18 protein-coding genes are annotated in these 18664 nt (G+C 66.9%); 7 read left to right on the top strand and 11 right to left on the bottom strand.

The annotated features are described in order from the left end of the window. Positions 1–2: 2 nt before the first annotated feature. The 5 genes from ACSYDW_RS04825 to ACSYDW_RS04805 all read right to left on the bottom strand — a co-directional run bounded on the left by ACSYDW_RS04825 (position 3) and on the right by ACSYDW_RS04805 (position 5328). Entirely contained in the window at positions 3–851 is an 849-nt protein-coding gene (locus tag ACSYDW_RS04825; RefSeq protein WP_438337572.1) for an FAD binding domain-containing protein, read from the bottom strand. After that, positions 842–2050, bottom strand: coding sequence for an XdhC family protein (locus ACSYDW_RS04820; protein WP_438337571.1), 1209 nt, complete (start codon positions 2048–2050; stop codon positions 842–844). Before ACSYDW_RS04820 ends, ACSYDW_RS04825 begins: the two co-directional genes overlap by 10 nt. Before the next feature lie 45 nt (positions 2051–2095). After that, positions 2096–3592 (bottom strand): NCS2 family permease, encoded by a 1497-nt coding sequence (locus tag ACSYDW_RS04815; protein WP_438337570.1) that lies wholly within the window; start codon positions 3590–3592, stop codon positions 2096–2098. Between the two features lie 14 nt (positions 3593–3606). Then, on the bottom strand, positions 3607–4098 hold the full coding sequence (locus ACSYDW_RS04810) for a nucleoside deaminase (protein WP_438337569.1): 492 nt from the start codon (positions 4096–4098) through the stop codon (positions 3607–3609). A gap of 408 nt (positions 4099–4506) precedes the next feature. Next, on the bottom strand, positions 4507–5328 hold the full coding sequence (locus tag ACSYDW_RS04805; protein ID WP_438337568.1) for a DUF4184 family protein: 822 nt from the start codon (positions 5326–5328) through the stop codon (positions 4507–4509). 284 nt (positions 5329–5612) lie between these two features. Here ACSYDW_RS04805 and ACSYDW_RS04800 point away from each other — a divergent pair, with 284 nt between their 5' ends. Next, positions 5613–7100, top strand: a complete 1488-nt coding sequence (locus ACSYDW_RS04800; RefSeq protein ID WP_438337567.1) for an ABC transporter permease — start codon at positions 5613–5615, stop codon at positions 7098–7100. Positions 7101–7179: 79 nt separating this feature from the next. Continuing rightward, on the top strand, positions 7180–7848 hold the full coding sequence (locus ACSYDW_RS04795; RefSeq protein WP_438337945.1) for an ABC transporter ATP-binding protein: 669 nt from the start codon (positions 7180–7182) through the stop codon (positions 7846–7848). An 83-nt stretch (positions 7849–7931) separates the two neighbouring features. Here the strand turns inward: ACSYDW_RS04795 and ACSYDW_RS04790 are convergent, their stop codons facing one another. Continuing rightward, positions 7932–8873 carry a LysR family transcriptional regulator gene (locus tag ACSYDW_RS04790; protein ID WP_438337566.1) on the bottom strand — a complete coding sequence of 314 codons (942 nt, stop codon included), beginning with the start codon at positions 8871–8873 and terminating at the stop codon, positions 7932–7934. Between the two features lie 78 nt (positions 8874–8951). On the opposite strand from ACSYDW_RS04790, the gene ACSYDW_RS04785 reads away from it, so the two are divergent. The 3 genes from ACSYDW_RS04785 to ACSYDW_RS04775 all read left to right on the top strand — a co-directional run bounded on the left by ACSYDW_RS04785 (position 8952) and on the right by ACSYDW_RS04775 (position 12426). Next, the gene (locus ACSYDW_RS04785; RefSeq protein ID WP_438337565.1) at positions 8952–10691 is read left to right on the top strand and encodes an L-aspartate oxidase; all 1740 of its coding nucleotides are present in this window, start codon (positions 8952–8954) and stop codon (positions 10689–10691) included. Between the two features lie 287 nt (positions 10692–10978). After that, positions 10979–11536 carry a hypothetical protein gene (locus ACSYDW_RS04780; RefSeq protein WP_438337564.1) on the top strand — a complete coding sequence of 186 codons (558 nt, stop codon included), beginning with the start codon at positions 10979–10981 and terminating at the stop codon, positions 11534–11536. Positions 11537–11829: 293 nt separating this feature from the next. After that, the gene (locus ACSYDW_RS04775; protein ID WP_438337563.1) at positions 11830–12426 is read left to right on the top strand and encodes a hypothetical protein; all 597 of its coding nucleotides are present in this window, start codon (positions 11830–11832) and stop codon (positions 12424–12426) included. Positions 12427–12520: 94 nt separating this feature from the next. Here the strand turns inward: ACSYDW_RS04775 and ACSYDW_RS04770 are convergent, their stop codons facing one another. Genes ACSYDW_RS04770 through ACSYDW_RS04760 form a run of 3 tightly spaced genes read right to left on the bottom strand, consistent with a single transcriptional unit; the run spans position 12521 to position 15466 of the window. Then, entirely contained in the window at positions 12521–13159 is a 639-nt protein-coding gene (locus ACSYDW_RS04770; protein WP_438337562.1) for a LutC/YkgG family protein, read from the bottom strand. 3 nt (positions 13160–13162) lie between these two features. Continuing rightward, positions 13163–14668, bottom strand: coding sequence for a LutB/LldF family L-lactate oxidation iron-sulfur protein (locus ACSYDW_RS04765; protein WP_438337561.1), 1506 nt, complete (start codon positions 14666–14668; stop codon positions 13163–13165). Further along, entirely contained in the window at positions 14669–15466 is a 798-nt protein-coding gene (locus tag ACSYDW_RS04760) for a (Fe-S)-binding protein (RefSeq protein ID WP_438337560.1), read from the bottom strand. A gap of 157 nt (positions 15467–15623) precedes the next feature. Here ACSYDW_RS04760 and ACSYDW_RS04755 point away from each other — a divergent pair, with 157 nt between their 5' ends. Next, on the top strand, positions 15624–16361 hold the full coding sequence (locus ACSYDW_RS04755; RefSeq protein ID WP_438337559.1) for a FadR/GntR family transcriptional regulator: 738 nt from the start codon (positions 15624–15626) through the stop codon (positions 16359–16361). A gap of 68 nt (positions 16362–16429) precedes the next feature. On the opposite strand, the gene ACSYDW_RS04750 is transcribed toward ACSYDW_RS04755, so the two are convergent. Then, positions 16430–17440 carry an NADP-dependent oxidoreductase gene (locus ACSYDW_RS04750; protein WP_438337558.1) on the bottom strand — a complete coding sequence of 337 codons (1011 nt, stop codon included), beginning with the start codon at positions 17438–17440 and terminating at the stop codon, positions 16430–16432. A 44-nt stretch (positions 17441–17484) separates the two neighbouring features. Further along, the gene (locus ACSYDW_RS04745) at positions 17485–17874 is read right to left on the bottom strand and encodes a DUF1304 domain-containing protein (protein ID WP_438337557.1); all 390 of its coding nucleotides are present in this window, start codon (positions 17872–17874) and stop codon (positions 17485–17487) included. Positions 17875–17933: 59 nt separating this feature from the next. Between ACSYDW_RS04745 and ACSYDW_RS04740 the strand changes: the two genes are divergently transcribed. Beyond that, positions 17934–18572, top strand: coding sequence for a TetR/AcrR family transcriptional regulator (locus ACSYDW_RS04740; RefSeq protein WP_438337556.1), 639 nt, complete (start codon positions 17934–17936; stop codon positions 18570–18572). Positions 18573–18664 lie beyond the last annotated feature (92 nt).

Here is an 18664-nt window from a genome sequence, read left to right as displayed (position 1 = left end):
ACTCAACCTTCGATCGGGGTGCGGGGAACGGGCAGCAGTTCGGCCAGGACTTCCAGGCCCAGCCGGTGGGTCATCTCCTCGCGCCAGGGCGGGCGGCCGTGGATGTCGTCGTGGTAGGCCTCCGGGGCAATGCGGGACTTCAGCGCGGCCAGCAGCTCCGCCGGGCCCGGGTGCTGCCCTGCGGCAAAGCGCAGCTGGACGGGGTGCGTGGTGGAGCCGCTGACGGTGAGCGTGAAGAGCCCGTCGTCATCGACGCGTCCGATGACCATCACCCCGGTGCGGCCCAGGTTGGTCAGCGAGAGCCTGCGGAACGCCGTGCGGGCGCGCAGCGCGTGTGCCGGCACGTGCAGGGAGCGGATCAGCTCCCCGGGTGCCAGGGTGTTGGTGCCGTTTCCCGTGACAAGCTCCGCCACGGGCTGCCGGCGCACCGTGCCTGCGGGCCCGTGGATCTCCGCCACGGCGTCAAGCGCCGAGCACAGGGAAATGACGGGCCCGGCGGGCAGCGAGGTGGCGATGTTGCCGCCCATGGTGGAGAGGTTCCAGATCTTGAAGGAGGCGACGAACGAGTCGCAGGCGGGCCGCACCAGATCCAGCGCCTTCCAGTCGCCGGGCAGTGCGGGGTCTTCCGGCAGGGCATGGAGCTCGGCGATGGTGCAGGTTGCGGCGAACTCGATGCCGGACTCGGACACTGTGACGGCCTTCCACCCGGCGGCGGTGATGTCCAGCAGCCGGGTCAGTGTCCGGGAGCCGTAGGAGAAGAGCACCGTGCCGCCGGCGAGCCAGGCGTCCCCGTCGCGGTACTGGTCGGGGTCGGCGGTGGGGACCAGGGCCTCGATGGTGTTCATGTCCATGCCGGTTCCTCCTGCGTCGTGGTGTGGTGGGGGTTGCCCGCGGCCGCCTCGGGGGCGGTGCGGGTGTGGATGGACCCGGAACGGGTGTTCAGCGGGGCTGCCGTGGCGTGCGCGGAGCGGGCGGCGATGATTTCCGCGGCGATGCTGATGGCCACCTCCGCGGCGCTTGCCGCCTGCAGGTCAAGCCCGATCGGCGAATGCAGGCGGGCCAGCTCCGGTTCGGGAACCCGTTCCGCGCGCAGCGCCTCCATGCGGGCCTCGTGGCTGCTGCGCGAGCCCATGGCGCCGAGGTATGCCACGGGGTGGCGCAGGGCCAGCGACAGCAGCGGCACGTCGAATTTGGGGTCGTGCGTGAGGACGCACAGCACCGTGCGCGCATCGATGCGCCCCGCGGCGATCTCGCCCGCCAGGTACTCGTGCGGCCACAGGGTGGACACCTGGTCGGCGGTGTTGAAGCGCGGCTGCAGGGTGAACGCAGCCCGCGCGTCGCACAGCGTGCTCCGGTAGCCCAGCATCGGTGCGAGCTTGAGCAGTTCCTCCGCGAAGGTGTTGGCGCCGAAGACGACCAGGCGCGGCGGGCTGAGCCGGGACTCCACCAGCAACTCGATGGCGGTGCCGGCGCAGGAGGCCCCCTCGTTCTCCAGGCCCACGATGCCGGTGCGTCCGCCGGCCACCAGCTGGAAGCAGAGCGTGGCGGCCAGCGAGCTGGCGCCGGGGCCCACCAGCGGTACCAGGAGCCCGGCAAGGTCCTGGATGCCCAGCTGCCCCGGGTGGGGGACCAGCACGGATCCGCTGGATCCGGCATCGATGCGGCGGATCAGCGCCACGGGGTCGGTGGCGTTGAATGCCGCCAAGTGGTCCAGCACGTCGTGCATGGACGATTGGGGCGCACAGGGCGTGATGTGCACGTCGATTTCGCCTCCACAGGTCAGGCCGACGGCGAAGGCGTCGGCGGGTGAGTAGCCGTAATGTTCGCGGCGGGGGGTGCCGTCCTCGAGGGCCTCGAGCGCCGCGGCATGCACGGCGCCCTCGATGCATCCGCCCGAGAGGGAGGACGTCGTGGATCCGTCGGCATGGACCAGCATCGAGGTGCCGATGGGGTGCGGGGTGGAACCGGTGGTGCCCACGATGGTGGCCACGGCGAATGAACCGCCGGTGGCCACCCTCGCGGTGTCCAACCCCGAATGGAGATTGAGCATTGAACAGTTTCCTTTGGTGCGCTGTTGTCCTTCGGTGGCAGCCGGCTAGGCGCCCAGGAGCTGGGAGATCGGCCCGCGGGCGAAGTAGACCAGGAAGCCCGCGGAAACCACCCACATCAACGGGTGGATCTTCGACCCGCGACCGGCCAGCGTGTTGATCAGCACCCAGGAGATGAACCCGACGCCGATGCCGTTGGCTATCGAGTAGGTCAGCGGCATCGTGACAAGGGTGAGGAATGCCGGCATGCCCACGGAGAAGCGCTTGAAGTTGATGGTGCGAATCTGCCCGGCCATCATGGTGCCGACCACCACCAGGGCGGATGCTGCCACCTCGATGGGGACCACCGAGGTCAGCGGGGTCAGGAACATGGCCCCCAGGAACAGCGTGCCGGTGACCACGGAGGCCAGCCCCGTGCGTGCGCCTTCCCCGATGCCCGCCGCCGAATCGACGTAGACGGTGTTGGAGGAGGTGCTTGTCATGCCGCCGAACACGGCGCCCATTCCCTCGACGACGAAGGCCGACTTGATGCGCGGGAACGTTCCGTCCTTGCGGGCCACGTTGGCGCTCTTGGCCAGGCCGGTCATGGTGCCCATGGCGTCGAAGAAGTTGGTGAAGACCAGCGTGAAGACCAGCATTGTCGCGGCCAGCGGGCCGATCCGCGAGAACGCCCCGAAGAGGTCGAATTGCCCGACGATCGAGAAATCGGGGACGGAGAGGATCTGTCCCGAAAGCTCGGGCACGTTCAGGTGCCAGCCGCCGGGGTTCGACTCGCTGGCAGCCCCGATCTGCAGGACCTTCTCGGCGACGACGGCCAGGACAGTGGTGGCGATGATGCCGATCAGCAACCCGCCCTGCACCTTGCGGGCCACCAGCCCGCCCATGAGCACCACGCCCAGGACGAAAACGATGGTGGGGAACGCGGAGATGGATCCGTCGGTGCCCAGCTGGACCGGCGGCCCGGCCGGGGTGCGGGTGACGAAGCCGGAATCGACGAAACCGATGAAGGTGATGAACAGGCCGATGCCGACGGTGATTGCCGCCTTCAGGTCCTTGGGGATGGCCCGGAAGATGGCCGTCCGGGCACCGGTCAATGCGAAGATGACGATGGCGATGCCGTTGAGCAGGACCAGTCCCATGGCCTCGGGCCAGGTGACGTCCCCGATCACGGAGACCGCCAGGAAGGAGTTGATGCCCAGCCCGGCGGCGATCCCGAAGGGCAGGTTTGCGACAATCCCGAAGACGATGGTCAGCAGGCCCGCGGCAAGGCCGGTGGCCGCGCCGACCGCGGCGGCGGGAAGGAAGTTCCCCGCAACGTCCACGGGGGCGGCATCGGGGCTGAACCCGCCCAGGATCAGCGGGTTGAGCACCACGATGTAGGCCATGGTGAAGAAGGTGACGATGCCGCCCCTGATTTCCCGCTTGACCGTGGAGCCCCGCTGGGCGATCTTGAAGGTGCGTTCCAGCACCGAGTTGCCGTTCCGGACCGGAGGTTCGGGTGTGGCGGGCCGGGTCTGCTCGTGGTTCGAGTTGGTGATGGTCATCTGGCTCGCCCTGCCTAGTACTCGATGCGGGTGTCGAGCGTGGACCACAGCGTGAACGGTTCCAGGCGGTCGAAACCGTGCTCCGGGATGCGTTCCACCGGCATGAGCGAGGTGCGGACTGCCGGGTCCGCCTCGAAGAACTCGTAGAAGGCGGCGTCGTCGAATCCGGCGTCTGCCGCATCGTGCCGGTTTGCCGCAAAGACCACGCGCGAGACGCGCGCCCAGAGGGCGGATGCCAGACACATCGGGCATGGCTCGCAGCTCGTGTACAGGACCGCTCCGCTCAGGTCGAAGGTGCCCAGGGACGAGCAGGCATTGCGGATGGCGGTGACTTCGGCGTGGGCCGTGGGGTCGTTGTTTGCGGTGACCCGGTTGACTCCCTCGAAGCGCGATCCGTCGGCGGTGACGATCAGTGCCCCGAAGGGCCCGCCGGCATTGCGGACATTTTCCGCGGCAATGGCGATGGCTTCGGCGAGGCGTTCGGTTGAAACGGTGGTGCTGGACATGGTGGCGACTTCCTTATGCTCCAGACGAAGTGCCGGACCGGTGTCGCCAGTGGTTCGTTTCCCGAGGCGACCGTCCGCAGCTTCGAATTGGCTGATGGATGAGTAGCGCCTGGTAGATAGCTTCCCGATCGGGAGGCCCGCCTTTGGCAAGCAACAACATAGCAACATGTTGTGACCCGCACCACCATTATTGTGGAAGTTTTTATCTGCCTAGTGAAATTTCTTGGGTCGTTTCCGGCCCGTTGCGGAAGGCCCCGCGCCCGTTCGGGCGCGGGTTCCTGGCTGCCGGGCCACGTTCCCCGGGCGGGGCGCCGGCCGCGGAAGCGCCTTCTGATGTGAAGGTATGCAAAACGCCGTCGTCCCCGGATCGTGGATCCGGGGACGACGGCGAAGCGGTTTCTGCGGCGCTCAGGCCTGCTTTTCGACCTGTGCGGAAGAGCGAAGCTTTTTGGCCAGCATGACGGCGTGCCACGCGAATGCGTAGCCCGCCAGCGACACCACCGCTGCGGCTCCGCCGTGCGTGATGGTGGTCCACAGGAATGTCTCGGGCGTGAATGCCGTCCCGCTGGAAACCTCGTTCGCCACCGCAAAACCGGCGACAGCAAGGGCCGGCACGGCCAGCACGGAGAGCAACAATGCCAGGCGCGGGCCGGTGCCCTTGGCGCGCCCGTCGCGCCCGGTGGCAGCGGAGGCCTTGACGCGTTTGAGGTACCAAAGCGCCAGGATCACCGCCCCGGCGAGGGTGCTGCCGTGCTGCAGGATCCGGTAGATCGGCACGCCGGCGAACGGCTCGGACGCCAGGAACGGGAGCCGGCTGACCGTCCAGCCGTAGGAGTGGGTAAAGGAATCCCAGACGAGGTGCGTGAGGATGCCCAGGATCAGCGAGTAGAACGTCCACAGGGCAATGCGCGCGCTGCTTGGCCGGCGACCGCGCGCCGCTTCCCTCGCGGGGACCCATGCATCCGGAACCGCCCAGCGCACCGGGCGCGACACCAGCCACAAGACAGCCGCGAGCAGCAATGCCAAGGGAAACCCCACGGTCAGGATCTGCGAGAGGTCGTGCGAGTTGCTGCCGTTGACCAGCGGTTCGTACCACGCGCCGCTGCTGGTGGGGACCTTCAGGAAGTAGGGGACATCCGGGGCCATGGAACCGGCGACCAACGCGATCGGGACGAACGGCTGGCGCAGGAACGGCAGGACGGCGGCCGGGTGGGCCAGTGTGAATGGCAAGGGAAATCCTTGTGGGTCGTGCGGAGCCCACGCTGCAGGTAGGACTCGGTGCGAATGGGTTCACCGTCAAGCCTAGTGGCAGCCGCCGATGCGAGGGGCCGCATTGCCTGTTGGCAGCGCCACGTCCGCCCGCCGGCCCCCGGATCATGCAGGCACAGCCCCGGCACAGCGACGGCACAGCCCGTGCTTACCAGGGCCACAGGCCGGCCCAAGTCAGGACACAGATGCAGGCCATACCTTGAACTTCGAGCGCGGCGAGGGCCCGCGCATTGAAGGGAACAGGAATGTTCACACGCTATCTAAGACGCGAGCTTTCGGGGCGGCGGAAACAAACGGCCATCATTGCGATAGCAATGGCCCTGGCCATCGGGCTGGTGGTCATCGTCAACTCCCTGTCCGCGGGCGTCAGGGACGCGCAGGGCGCGGCACTGGCTTCGGTGTACGGGGTCGGCACCGACATCACCGTGAAGGCAACACCGACCCCGCCGGCGGAGGGCGAGGGCCGCGGCGGGCCGCGCTTCGAGTTCGACGCCGACGAGGGAACCGAAACCTCCGACGGAACCACCGAGGTGTCACAGTCGGTGCTGACGAGCGGTCGCGGATCGGCGACCTTCGACGCCTCGGCCGTTGGCACCGTCGGCGGGCAGGAGGGGGTCAAGGCAGCCTCTGGCGTGCTGGCGTTGACCAACTCCACGTTCGACGGCGAGCTGCCGCAGCGGGGCACCACCGGCTCCACCCCAGGGGAGACGGGATCCGCCCCTCCGCAGGGTGCGGGCCCGGGTGGCGGAGGGCAGTTCGACGTCAACTCCTTCAGCGTCATGGGCGTCGATTCCATGGCCTCCACGATCGGCCCACTGGCCTCCGCAACGCTGCAGGAGGGCAGGCTGCTGTCCGCAGAGGACGCGGGAAAGAACAACCTGGTGCTGGATGCGGCCTACGCGGCCACCGAGGAGCTGAAGCTCAAGGACACCGTGGAGATCGCCGGCACCAAGTTCACCGTCGTCGGCATTGTTGCCGGCTCGGGCTCCGAGGCCGAAACAGCGTCCAACACCTACATCCCGCTGGATGTGGCCCAGAAGCTCTCCGACAACGCGAAGAAGGTCAGCACGATCCACGTGCAGGCAGCCTCCGCCTCGCAGATCCCCGCCGTCAAGGCGGGGCTGCAGGCGGCCCTGCCGGAGAACACCGTCAATACCCAGGAGGACCTGGCCGCCAACGTGTCGGGCTCGTTGTCCACCGCGTCGGGACTGGTGTCCTCGCTGGGCACGTGGTTGTCGGTCGCGGTGTTGGCCGTGGCGTTCCTGCTGGCCATCCTGCTCACACTCTCCGGCGTGGCTCGCCGCACCCGCGAGTTCGGGACCCTGAAGGCCATCGGGTGGCGCAACTCGAGCATCGTGCGCCAGGTGGCCGGCGAATCGCTGGTGCAGTCGTTGCTTGGCGGGGCGCTGGGCATCCTGATCGGACTCGGCGGGATCCTCGCAGTGAACGTCATTGCCCCGACGCTCAGCGCCTCGGCTGCGGCCGCGGGACCCATGGGAGGCGGCGCAGGTGGGCCGGGAACCGGCGGGCCCGGTGCCATGCCGGGTGGTCCGGACGCGGTGGGCAACGCCGTGGGAAGCGCCGCTGACGTGGTGCTGAACCTGCCCATCACCCCGATGGTCGGGGCGCTCGCCGTGGCCATCGCCATCGCCGGCGGCCTGCTGGCGGGAATTCTCGGCGGGTGGCGCGCCGCGCGACTGCGCCCGGCCGAAGCCCTGCGCTCGGTTGCCTAGGAAACACAAGGAGCTTAAGCACATGAGTGAACAGACATTGGCCCACGAAACGAAGACCGATCTCGCATCCGAACAAACCATGTTCCGGCTCGACAAGGTGGAAAAGAAGTATGTGCAGAAATCGCGTACGGTACATGCCCTCAACGGCGTGGACCTGGTGATCCCCGCCGGGCAGCTGGTGGCCATCCAGGGGCCGACTGGCGGCGGCAAATCGACGCTGCTGCAGATGCTCGGGGCGCTTGACCGGCCCTCGGGCGGGAGCGTGGTCCTTGCAGGCAGGCCCATCTCCACACTGGGCGACGGCGCGCTGGCCGACATCAGGGCACGGGACATCGGGTTTGTCTTCCAGCACTACAACCTGATCCCCACCCTGACGGCGCAGGAAAACGTCGAGATGGGGTTGGCGCCCCTGAAACTGCCGGCGGCGGAACGCGCGGCCCGCGCGGCCGCCGCACTGGCCTCGGTGGGGCTCGGGGAGCGCGGCACCCACCTGCCCGGGGAACTCTCCGGAGGCCAGCAGCAACGCGTCGCCATCGCACGCGCCCTGGCCAAGGAACCCAAGGTGCTGCTGGCAGACGAGCCCACGGGCAACCTGGACGAGACGACCCGCGACGACATCATGGAGCTCTTCGAAAGCCTCTGGCGCGACGGGCTGACCATCGTGTTGGTCACGCACGATTCGGCCGTGGCTGCACGTGCCGAACGCCGGTTGCTCATCAAGGCCGGAAAGGTCACCGAGGCGGACTGATGCATGAGGCCCGCGGCCCCCTGGATTCCTGAGGCAGGGGGCCGCGGGCCATGGGGAAGGATTCCTGCGCGCCGCGGCCGGTGCTAGTTGGCGCGGGTGATCAGCGCGTCGGCGGCGGCGTTGGGGGTCGAGAGGACATTGGCCGTGTCGATGACCATGCGCTGCATGGCCTGGGCCGCCCGTGTCAGGGCCACGTCGTTGCGGTGCGCGAGGCTGATGGTGCGCGCCAGCCGGGGGTCGGTGAGTCGGACCGAGCGAAGCCCGGGACGATCCACCAGGACCATGGCAGGAACCACCGCGACCCCGAGCCCGCGTTCCACGCACCTGAGCACGGCATCCATTTCCGCGCCCTCGAGGACTACCCTCGGGACCAGCCTCGCATCGTGGAAGGCCTGCATGGTGGCCGCCCGCAGGTCGTAACTTTCGTGGAACGTGATCTGTGGCAGGGCCGCCAGTTCCGCAAGCGTGAGCGATTGGACGCCGTCGAGCACGGGGCTGTTGGCGGAGGAGACGACCACCAATTCCTCGGTCAGCAGCGGGAGTCGTTGCAGGCTTGCCGAGGTGGCGGCCCCGTCCTCCGAGGTGGTGATGAGCGCGAGGTCCAAGGCGCCGCCGGCCAGTTCCTCGAGCAGGCCGCGGGACCCGCGTTCTGTCAGGTGCAGGTCGATGCCGGGGTACTTCGCGTGGAACGGGATCAGGACCTCGGCTACCAGGCTGATGCACAGTGTCGGGGTGGCGCCCAGGCGAACCCGCCCCTTGTTCAGGCCGGCGAGTTCCTGCATCTCGTAGCGAACGGTTTCCGCGTCGGCGAGCATGCGCTTGGCCAGCGGGAGCAGCGCTTCCCCGGCGTGGGTCAATGTGATATTGCCCCGTGCGCGGTGGAAAAGTTCGGCACCAAGGTCCGATTCCAGCGTGGAAATCTGCCGACTGAGGGACGGCTGGGCCAGGTGGAGATGCGCGGCGGCCCGCGTGAAATGGCCGATTCGGGCGACTTCCACGAAGCTCTGGAGCTGTTCGAGGTTCATGTTCAATAGCATATCCGCATCGAAACGACTCGAATGATTCATTGGACTAATCATAGGGCCGTTCCTAGCGTTGAATGTATGAGCGAATCAAGCAAGAACGAACGACAGATTTCCACCACCGTCCTGGTGATCGGCACCGGTGGATCGGGCCTCCGGGCCGCGATCGAGCTGGCCGAAATGGGCGTCGATGTGCTCGCCGTGGGCAAGCGCCCGCGCAACGACGCACACACCTCGCTCGCCGCCGGCGGCATCAACGCCGCACTCGGCACCATGGACGAGGAAGACAGCTGGCAGCAGCACGCCGCCGACACCATCAAGGAAAGCTACTACCTGGCCAACCCCCACACCGTGGAGATCGTCGCCCGCGGAGCGGCGCAGGGAATCGCCGACCTGGAACGCTACGGGATGGGCTTTGCCCGCGAGGAAGACGGACGCATCTCCCAGCGCTTCTTCGGTGCGCACACTTTCCGCCGCACCGCCTTTGCCGGTGACTACACCGGCCTGGAAATCCAGCGCAGCCTGGTGAACCGCGCCCAGCAGCTGGACATCCCGATCCTCGACGAGGTCTACATCACCAGGCTGCTGGTGCGCGGGAACCAGGTGTTCGGCGCCTACGGCTTCGACATCAACAGCGGCCAGCGCTACCTCATCCATGCCGACTCCGTCGTCCTGGCCGCCGGCGGACACAACCGCATCTGGCGCCGCACCTCCTCGCGCCGCGACGAGAACACCGGCGACTCGTTCCGCCTGGCCGTCGACGCCGGCGCGCGACTGCGCGACCCGGAGCTCGTGCAGTTCCACCCCTCGGGCATCATCGAACCGGAAAACGCTGCCGGCACACTCGTCTCCGAGGCGGCCCGCGGCGAGGGAGGCATCCTGCGCAACGGGTTGGGGGAGCGGTTCATGGAGCGCTACGACCCGATCCGCAAGGAACTCTCGACCCGGGACCGCGTGGCGCTGGCCGCCTACACCGAGATCAAGGAAGGGCGCGGCACCGCGAACGGCGGTGTTTGGCTGGATGTCTCCCACCTGCCGCGCGAAACCATCATGTACCGGTTGCCGCGCGTCTACCAGACAATGCTGGAACTGCAGATGCTGGACATCACGCAGGAACCGATCGAGATCGCACCGACCGCGCACTACTCGATGGGCGGGGTCTGGGTTCGCCCGGAGGACCACGGGACCGACGTCGAGGGCCTCTACGCCATCGGCGAGGCCTCAAGCGGCCTGCACGGCGCGAACCGTCTGGGCGGCAACTCGCTGATCGAATTGCTGGTCTTCGGGCGCATCGTGGCGCGGGCGGCTGCCAAGTACTCGTCCTCGCTGGAATCCCAGCCGCGTTCGGCCGAGGCGCTTGCCACAGCCCGCGCGGAGCTTGACGACCTGCTGGCCGCCGACGGACATGAAAACGTCAGGGCCTTGCAGCGCGCCATCCGGAACATGATGACCGAGCACGCCGGCGTGGTGCGCGACGAGGCCGGCCTGAAGGCGGGGCTCGCCAAGCTCGACGAGATCGAGGAGCGGATGGGCAACGTGGGCATCCACCCGGACATCGCCGGCTACCAGGACCTGGCGCACGCCTTCGACCTGAAGGCCTCCGCCCTGGCGGCCCGGGCAACCCTCGAGGCGGCGATCGAACGCCGCGAGACCCGAGGCTGCCACAACCGCAGCGACTTCCCGGAGATGGATTCGTCGTTGCAGGTCAACCTGGTGTGGTCGCCAAGCGCGGGCGTGGTCCGCGAGGAGATCCCGGGGATCCCTGAGGAGATCGCGGAGCTGATCAAGGAAGTCTCGACGGCCGGCAAGCTGGTCGAGTAGCCGCACGAAGCATGGAACGGGTGTGGCCCGGCCGGGAAACCGGCCGGGCCACACTTCAGTTTTCCGCGTGTGCCTGTCTCCGGGCGAGTGGCCACAGGAACGTTCCTATGGCAGCCTCCGGCCCGGTTTCCTGTGAATGGCGGCGTTTGGGGCCGGATTGTCACAGCCCGTTGATAGCTCCCGAACAGTCCCGGCATAAAGGCGTCGCCCACTGTTGGTAGTGAGCCGGCGAGGAATGCCGGACCACCAACTGGTACCGCTCCGGGCGGCCACTGAAGGGAACACTCATGGCAATGAAGAAGAAGATGGCATTGGGAACTTCCGCCGCGGGGCTGGCGTTGGTCGCCGGGCTCGGCTTTGCGGGCGTCGCCTCCGCAGCGGACTCCGGCTCGTCCAGTTCCGCCGACTCGACCACGGGCACCACTCAGTCCGCACCGGCCGAACGCGGCGGGCCCGGCGGCCACCACGGCGGGGGCATGGACATGGCTTCCGGCCTGGCCGAGAAGCTGGGCGTCGATGAAAGCAAGCTCAGCGACGCACTGGACACGTTCAGGAAGGCCAACAAGCCGACCGAACGCCCGGAGGGCGGGGTAAAGCAGGACGGCACCAAGCCGGACCGCACCGCCATGGATTCCGCGCTCGCCAAGTCCTTGGCCGAGTCGCTGGGCATCGAGGAATCCAAGGTCACCACGGCACTGGAGGAGCTCAGGACGGAGGCCCAGGCCGAACGGGCCACCGCACTGAAGTCGAGGCTCGATGACGCAGTGGGCGACGGAACCCTCACCCAGGCCGAGGCTGACGCCGTCACCAAGGCCGTCGAGAAGGGAGTGATCGGCGGGCGATAGCCCGAAGTCACGACGCGGCATGAAAAGGAAGTGGCACCTGCGAACAACGGGTGCCACTTCCTTGCCCTCGAGTTCGACGCCACTGGTGGCGCTGGGCCTGGAGGCCAAGGTCAGCGGGCTGCGTCCACAACCGGTCGTCTGGAGCCTCGGCACACGAGTCACTGAGACTATCGTCGAAATCTGCCAGTCCCAGGGTTTTGTTGGCCGACATCAGGAGGTTAAAAGCGTAACCCCGGCGATATGGCGAACCAGTGATCTCTCCGGGGTCTTCCTTCTTAGTATAGGTGATGAAAGTGAGCAATCACCAGTTCGGGGGTCAACCGGACCTTGAAGTACTCAAACGCCTGCTAACAGCTGAACGTTTGAGTTCATACGACCCGGGTCACGGCGAAGACCTCGTCCGGATCCTTCATTTGTATGAATCAAACATGCGCGCTGCTGCTGCGGTCATGCACACCATGGGCATGATTGAAGTGCTGGTTCGGAATGCTTTGGACATGGCACTGGCTCGATGGTGGGAGCAGGAGGAGCCGACCCAGGATTGGTTGCGGTCGCGGCACTTGGATGGCAAAGCCATGCTGGACGTGAGCAAAGCGGTCTCTCGTCACAAGCCAGCATCGACAAATCCATCACACGGGCAAATCATCGCGGAGCTGCCCTTTGGGTTCTGGAGATTCCTGGTTTCCAAACGCTACCTGACCACGTTGTGGATCCCTGCAGCACATCGGGGCTTTCCTTACCTCGAGGGCAGAATGCACGAGCGTCGGGCTGCGTTGGAAGCAGCCTTGAAATCGCTGAACCTCGTCAGGAATCGTGCGGCCCACAACGAGCCAATTCACCGACGCAACCTCATGGATGACTTGGAAACGGCAATCGAGGTTGCGAACTGAATTCACCCCGTGGCGGGTGCCTGGGTTGCCACGCGGTCCATGATTCCCCATACGGAACTGGGCAGTCGATCGGCTTCATCCCAAGCACGGAATCCTACAGCCCCCTGACGATGATCACATCCAGCCGGCGCGGGCCGTGCACGCCCTCGACGCGCTCGAGCTCGATGTCGCTGGTGGCACTGGGTCCCGAGATCCAGGTCAGCGGCCGGGTGATGTCCATGCGAGGAAGTGCCTCCGGCAGCAGACGCACGATGGTGGATACGGGAACCACGCACACGTGGTGGTCCGGGACCAGGGAAATCGCACGGCGTCCCTGATCGGCGCTGCCGTCGAGCACGATGGTGCCCGACTCCGCGATCGACACCGCCGAGGAGGTCAGCACTGCGCTTGTCGCATCAAGCTCGGCAACGCCCAGCACCGAGCCCGGTGCGTCGACGCGGCGGCGGGCATCATGGACCAGTGCCGCATCCGCCAGCCATGCCTCGTCGATGCCGTGGGGAACGACGTAGCTCGCCGCGTCCCTGAGCCGTTCGGCAATGGCCGCCGAAAGACCCGCCTGCTCCACGACGTCCACATGGGCCTTGTAGTCCTCGAGGCGGTCGACCAGTAGGTCGACGAGCCCCTCCGGCGGCATGTCAGAGGTTTTCCGGTACGCGCGGGGGACCTGTTCCGGGGCAGGTGCGTCCTGCAGTGCGGAGGCGAGACGGGAGAGGATTTCTTCCTTGGCGCTCATGGTCTACTTCTCCTGCTCGTTCGTCGGGGCGAGGGGCACATGGTCCTTCTTCCACCAGTCGCGGAAGGACTGCGCGGGAGGTGCGGGAATGTCGCGGGACTGCGTCCAGCCGGCGGCGATGCCGGGCAGGGCCTTGATCTTCTTGTCGCGCCCCGCCACCAGCTTGCCCAACGGCAACCCCTTTTCCAGCAGGGCCAGGTGCTTGCCGGAGGAGAACGCCCAACCGGCGCCCTTCATCATCAGGTCCATCTGGCTCGGTAGCTTCTTCTGGCCGCGCTTGGAATCCACGTCCTCGCCGCGCAGGTGCACCAGGATCTCCGGGATGTTGATCTTCACCGGGCAGGCGTCGTAGCAGGCTCCGCACAGGGAGGAGGCGTAGGGCAGCGAGCTGTTCTCCTCAGATGTGATGCCGGTGAGCAGCGGGGTGAGGATCGCGCCGATCGGTCCCGGGTAGGTGGACCCGTAGGCGTGGCCGCCGGTGCGCTCGTACACAGGGCACACGTTCATGCATGCCGAGCAACGGATGCAGTTCAGCGCGGTGCGCCCGTACTTGTCCGCCAGCGCGGCGGTGCGCCCGTTATCCAGCAGGACCAGGTGCACGTTCTGCGGACCGTCGCCCTCGGTGACTCCGGTCCACAGGGAGGTGTAGGGGTTCATGCGCTCGCCGGTGGAGGACCGCGGCAGCAGCTGCATGAAGACCTCCAAGTCCTCCTTGCCGGGCAGCAGCTTCTCGATGCCCATCACGGTGATCAGGGTTTCGGGAAGCGTCAGGCACATGCGGCCGTTGCCCTCGGACTCGACAACGGCCAGCGTGCCGGAATCGGCGAGGGCGAAGTTGGCGCCGGAGATGGCGACCTTCGCGGAGAGGAACTTGCGGCGCAGGTGGGCGCGGGCTGCCATGGCCAGCTGGCGCGGTTCGTCGGTGAGGTCCGGGTCAACGTTTGGCATCTCCGCCAGGAAGATGTCGCGGACCTCGGATCGGTTCTTGTGGATGGCCGGGACCAGGATGTGGCTGGGCTTGTCGTGTCCCAGCTGGACGATCAGTTCCGCGAGGTCTGTCTCGAAGGCACGGATGCCGTGGTCCTCGAGGTACTCGTTGAGCCCGATCTCCTGGGTGGCCATGGACTTCACCTTGACGACCTCGGTGGCGTCCTGCTCGCGGATGAGCCCGGCGACAATGCGGTTGGCCTCCTGGGCGTCGCGCGCCCAGTGGATGGTACCGCCGCGGGCCGTGAAGTTCGTTTCGAACTCCCCAAGCAGCGCTGGCAGGTTCGCCATCACGTGGTTCTTGGTGGCGGAACCGGCATCCCGCAGGTCCTCCCAGTCGGGAAGCTCGGAAACCACCTTCAGCCGCTTGTCGCGGATGGTGTGGGTGGCGTGGCGCAGGTTGGAGCGCATCTGGGTGTTGCCCAGTTCACGGTGCGCGGCGGCCGGGAAAGGCTCGTCGATGTGCAGGTTGCCGTTCCCGAACGCGGGAAGGGCCGGCATTCCCATGAAGACGTTTCCCATTTACTTGCCGCCCTTTCCGACGAAGACCTCGCCGGTCACGGAGACCGGCTCGTCGAGGGTGCTGGCCAGGATCTCGGCGAAGTGCAGGGTTGTTGCCGCGGACTTGGTGCGCGAGAGCCCGCCGCCGATGTGCATCAGGCAGGAGGCGTCCCCGCCGGAGCACAGGGAAGCGCCGGTGGAGTTCACGTTGTTCGTCTTGTCCTCGAGCATGGCCGAGGAGACATCGGCGTTCTTCATGGAGAAGGTGCCTCCGAAGCCGCAGCACTGGTCGGCCTCGGGAAGCTCGGCCACCTCGATGCCGCCCACGGACCTGAGCAGGTCCAGCTGGCGGTCGCCCAGGCGCAGCGAACGCATGCCGTGGCAGGAGGGGTGGTAGGTGATCCTGTGAGGGAAGTGGGATCCGAGCTGTTCGGCGGCGTCGGTGACACCCAGGACGTCGACCAGCAGCTGGGACAGCTCGTACGTCTTCGCGCCAACGGCCTCCGCGCGTTCCTTGAGGGCGGAATCGCCGCAGCGCTTGGCAAGCACCGGGTGCTGGTGCTTGACGGAGGCGACGCAGGAACCGGAAGGTGCCACGGCAACGTCGTAGGTCTCTGCCTCGAAGGCCGCGACGTGGTTGGCGACCACCGGGAGGGCCTCGTCCATGTAGCCGGAGTTGATGTGCATCTGCCCGCAGCAGGCCTGGCCGGCGGGGAAGACGACCTCGTGGCCCAGGCGCTCGAGGATCTTGACCGTGGCACGCGCGGTTTGCGGATACATGGCATCGACGATGCATGTGGCGAAAAGTGCGATCTTCATTCCGGGCCCTTCCGGCGTGAACTGCCGAGGAAACGATGTGGTCTGACCATACTAGGTCCAGGGTGCCGAACCGTCCAGTGCACGGCTCCGAACATGCATCCGCGCGCGGGCGGCGGGCGTTCCCGGACCTTCGGGTGAAGCGTGGGAAACTTGTCTGGTGACCAGCAAATCAAGCGCCGCCCCGACGCCCGCCCGCGCCTACGAAACGGTGCTGCGCAGCATCGAGGCCGACCTGCGCGCCGGACGCCTCAAGCTAGGGGACCAGCTGCCGGGGGAACGGTCGCTGGCCGAAACCCACGGGATCTCCCGCGCCTCGGTGCGCGACGCGATACGCGTCCTGGACGTCATGGGCGTCGTGCGCACCTCCACCGGGTCGGGGCCCAATTCCGGCGCCGTGGTGATCTCCGAACCCGCGGCCGGGCTGTCGGCGGCACTGCGCCTGCACGTTGCCTCGCGCCAGCTCACCGTGGAAGACATTGTCGAGAGCCGCATCCTGCTCGAAACCTGGGCAGCGGAATCGGCGGGGCGCAACACCGACGCCGAACGCCGGGCCCGGGTGCTTGAGGAAACCGCCGCACTGCTGGAGGCCATGGACGCGCCGGGACTGGCACGCGAGGAATTCCATGACCTTGACGCACGCTTCCACGTGCTGTTGACCTCGCTGGCGGGCAACGCGGTGATTGAGGCGATGATGGAGTCCATGCGGCTCTCGATCAGCGACTACGTCGGCCTGTCGGTGTCCGGCGAGGAGCATTGGGACGGGCTTTCGTTGGTGCTGCGCGCCCAGCACCGCCGCATCCATGAGGCTTTCCAGATGGGGGACGGCGGTCGCGCGGCCGTGCTGTTGCGCGAACACATCGAGTGGTTCTACGCAGAAACCCAGCGGCAGCCCTAGACACCGAACTGTGGATGCGCAAGGACCCCGCGTCCCGGATGGGGAAGCGGGGTCCATGCGAGCACACGCTAGAGCTTGATGACCATCTTGCCGGTGTTTGCCCCGCGCATCAGGTCCAGGAAGCCGCCCACCGAGTTCTCCAGTCCTTCCACGACTGTCTCGTCAAAGACGATCTTGCCTTCCGTGAGCCACGCGGACATCTCGGCCTTGAATGCCGGCAGGTGCTCGACGTAGTTGCCCACGGTGAAGCCCTTCAGGTTCAGCCCGCGGGTGACCATGTTGACCATATTGTTCGGGCCCGCCGCGCGCTCCGTCGAGTTGTACGAGGAAATGGCCCCGCACAGTGCGCCGCGGCCACCGGCGTTGAATGAATCCAGCGCAGCCTCCAGGTGGTCCCCGCCGACGTTGTCGAAGTAGACATCGATGCCTTCGGGGGCCGCCTCACGCAGCTGCCCCATGACCGGGGCGTCCTTGTAGTTGAAGGCGGCGTCGTAACCGTACTTGGAGGTCAGCAGCTCGACCTTCTCGGCGCTGCCGGCCGAGCCGATGACGCGCTTGGCGCCCTTGAGCCGTGCGATCTGGCCCGCAACGCTGCCCACGGCGCCGGCGGCACCCGAGATGAAGACGGTGTCGCCCTCCGTGAGCTTGGCGATCTCCATCAGCCCTACGTAGGCGGTGAAGGCGGTCATGCCCAGGACGCCAAGGTAGACCGACAGCGGCAGCCCCGGGATCCGTTCCACCTTGGTGAACGTGGCGGCCGGTCCCTGGGCCACATCGCGCCAGCCCATCTGGTGCAGGACCGCGTCACCCTCTGCAAAGCCCTCGGCACGCGAGGCGAGCACCCGGCCGACGGACCCGCCGGTCATGACCTCGCCCAGGCCGTAGGGCGCGGCGTAGGATTTGCCGTCGTTCATGCGTCCGCGCATGTAGGGGTCGACGGAGATGAACTCGTTGGCAACGCGGATCTCGCCCGCGGCGAGCTCCGGAAGCTCGGCATTCACGGTTGAGAAGTTCTCCGCGGTCGGCCAACCCGTGGGGCGGCTGGCGAGGTGGATCTGGGTGCTGGAAACGGTTGTCATGAAGAAAGGTTCTCCTGGGGACTGGTGTTGAAGGGGGAATGTGGTTAGCCGGCCAGGGCGAGGATCCCGAAGATGATCGCCATTGCCGGGGGTGAAAACTGGATGAACGCGGCCTTGGCCAGCGTGGGGGAGGAGAGTAGCAGCACGAATCCCGCGGCAACCATGGATCCGGCCCCGGCGAAGAGCAGTGTGGCGCCGACGGTGGTGTTGCCGAGGAGGCTGAATGCCATGCCGCCGACGACCATGATGGCGAGGAACAGGTTGTAGAAGCCCTGGTTGAAGGCCATCGGCTTGGTTGACGCGGCCTCCGCGTCGCTCTCGATGCCGAACGCCTTCCGGGTCGCAGGAAGATCCCAGCGCAGGGATTCGAGGATGAAGATGTACACGTGGATTGCGGCGGCAAGGCCGGCGAAAATCATGGTGATTGGCAGCATCTGGTGTCTCCCTGGCTCGGTGCGGTGATTGTGTAACGACCGTTCCAATATATACTGGAATGACCGTTACACAAAACGAGGGGATTTCGGGACTCATGGCCAGAACGCAGGAATTCGACACCGGCAAGGCGCTCTCCGATGCCCGCCGGGTCTTTTGGGACAAGGGGTTCGAATCCACGTCCATCACCGACCTGGAAACGGCCACCGGGCTGGGTCGCTCCAGCATCTACAACGGATTCGGCTCCAAGCGGGGACTCTTCGACGCGGTGATCCAGGACTACATGGACACTGTCCTGCGTCCACGGCTGGCCCAGCTTGACGGTTCGTCACCCGCCCACGACGGCATATCGACCTATCTCCGTTCGCTGTCCACGGACCTGGCGAGGGCCTCGGTGGAGGCCGCAAGTCGCGGATGCCTGTTGATGAACACGGCCGCGGGCATCGCGGGCCACGACGAGGCCCTGAGGTTGCTGATCGACGGCTACCAGATCGAGCTGCGCGACGGCGTTGCCGCGGCCCTGGGTGCCATGGACCCGGAGCAACCCGGGGAAACTGTCCTGGCCCGGGCGCGCATCGTGGCCGGCCTGGCCATGAGCGCGCTGCTTCTGGCGCGGCTGAACCTGGCCGAGGCGCTGGCGACGCTGGAAGCGGCCGAATGGCAGGTCCGCGAGTGGATCCCGGGGATCCCTCGGGCCTGACCCGTTGCGCGAACCTCGGCGGCTCGAACGAATCCGCTTTGCCGTGGCTCGCGCCGGTCAGCCCCCGGTTGTGCCAAACCGCTGCAGGCGGC

It is taken from the genome of Paeniglutamicibacter selenitireducens (assembly GCF_051550675.1).
Classification (GTDB): Bacteria; Actinomycetota; Actinomycetes; order Actinomycetales; family Micrococcaceae; genus Paeniglutamicibacter.
The sequence above is the reverse complement of the archived record's forward strand: the minus strand, read 5'-3'. Positions and strand labels throughout refer to the sequence as shown.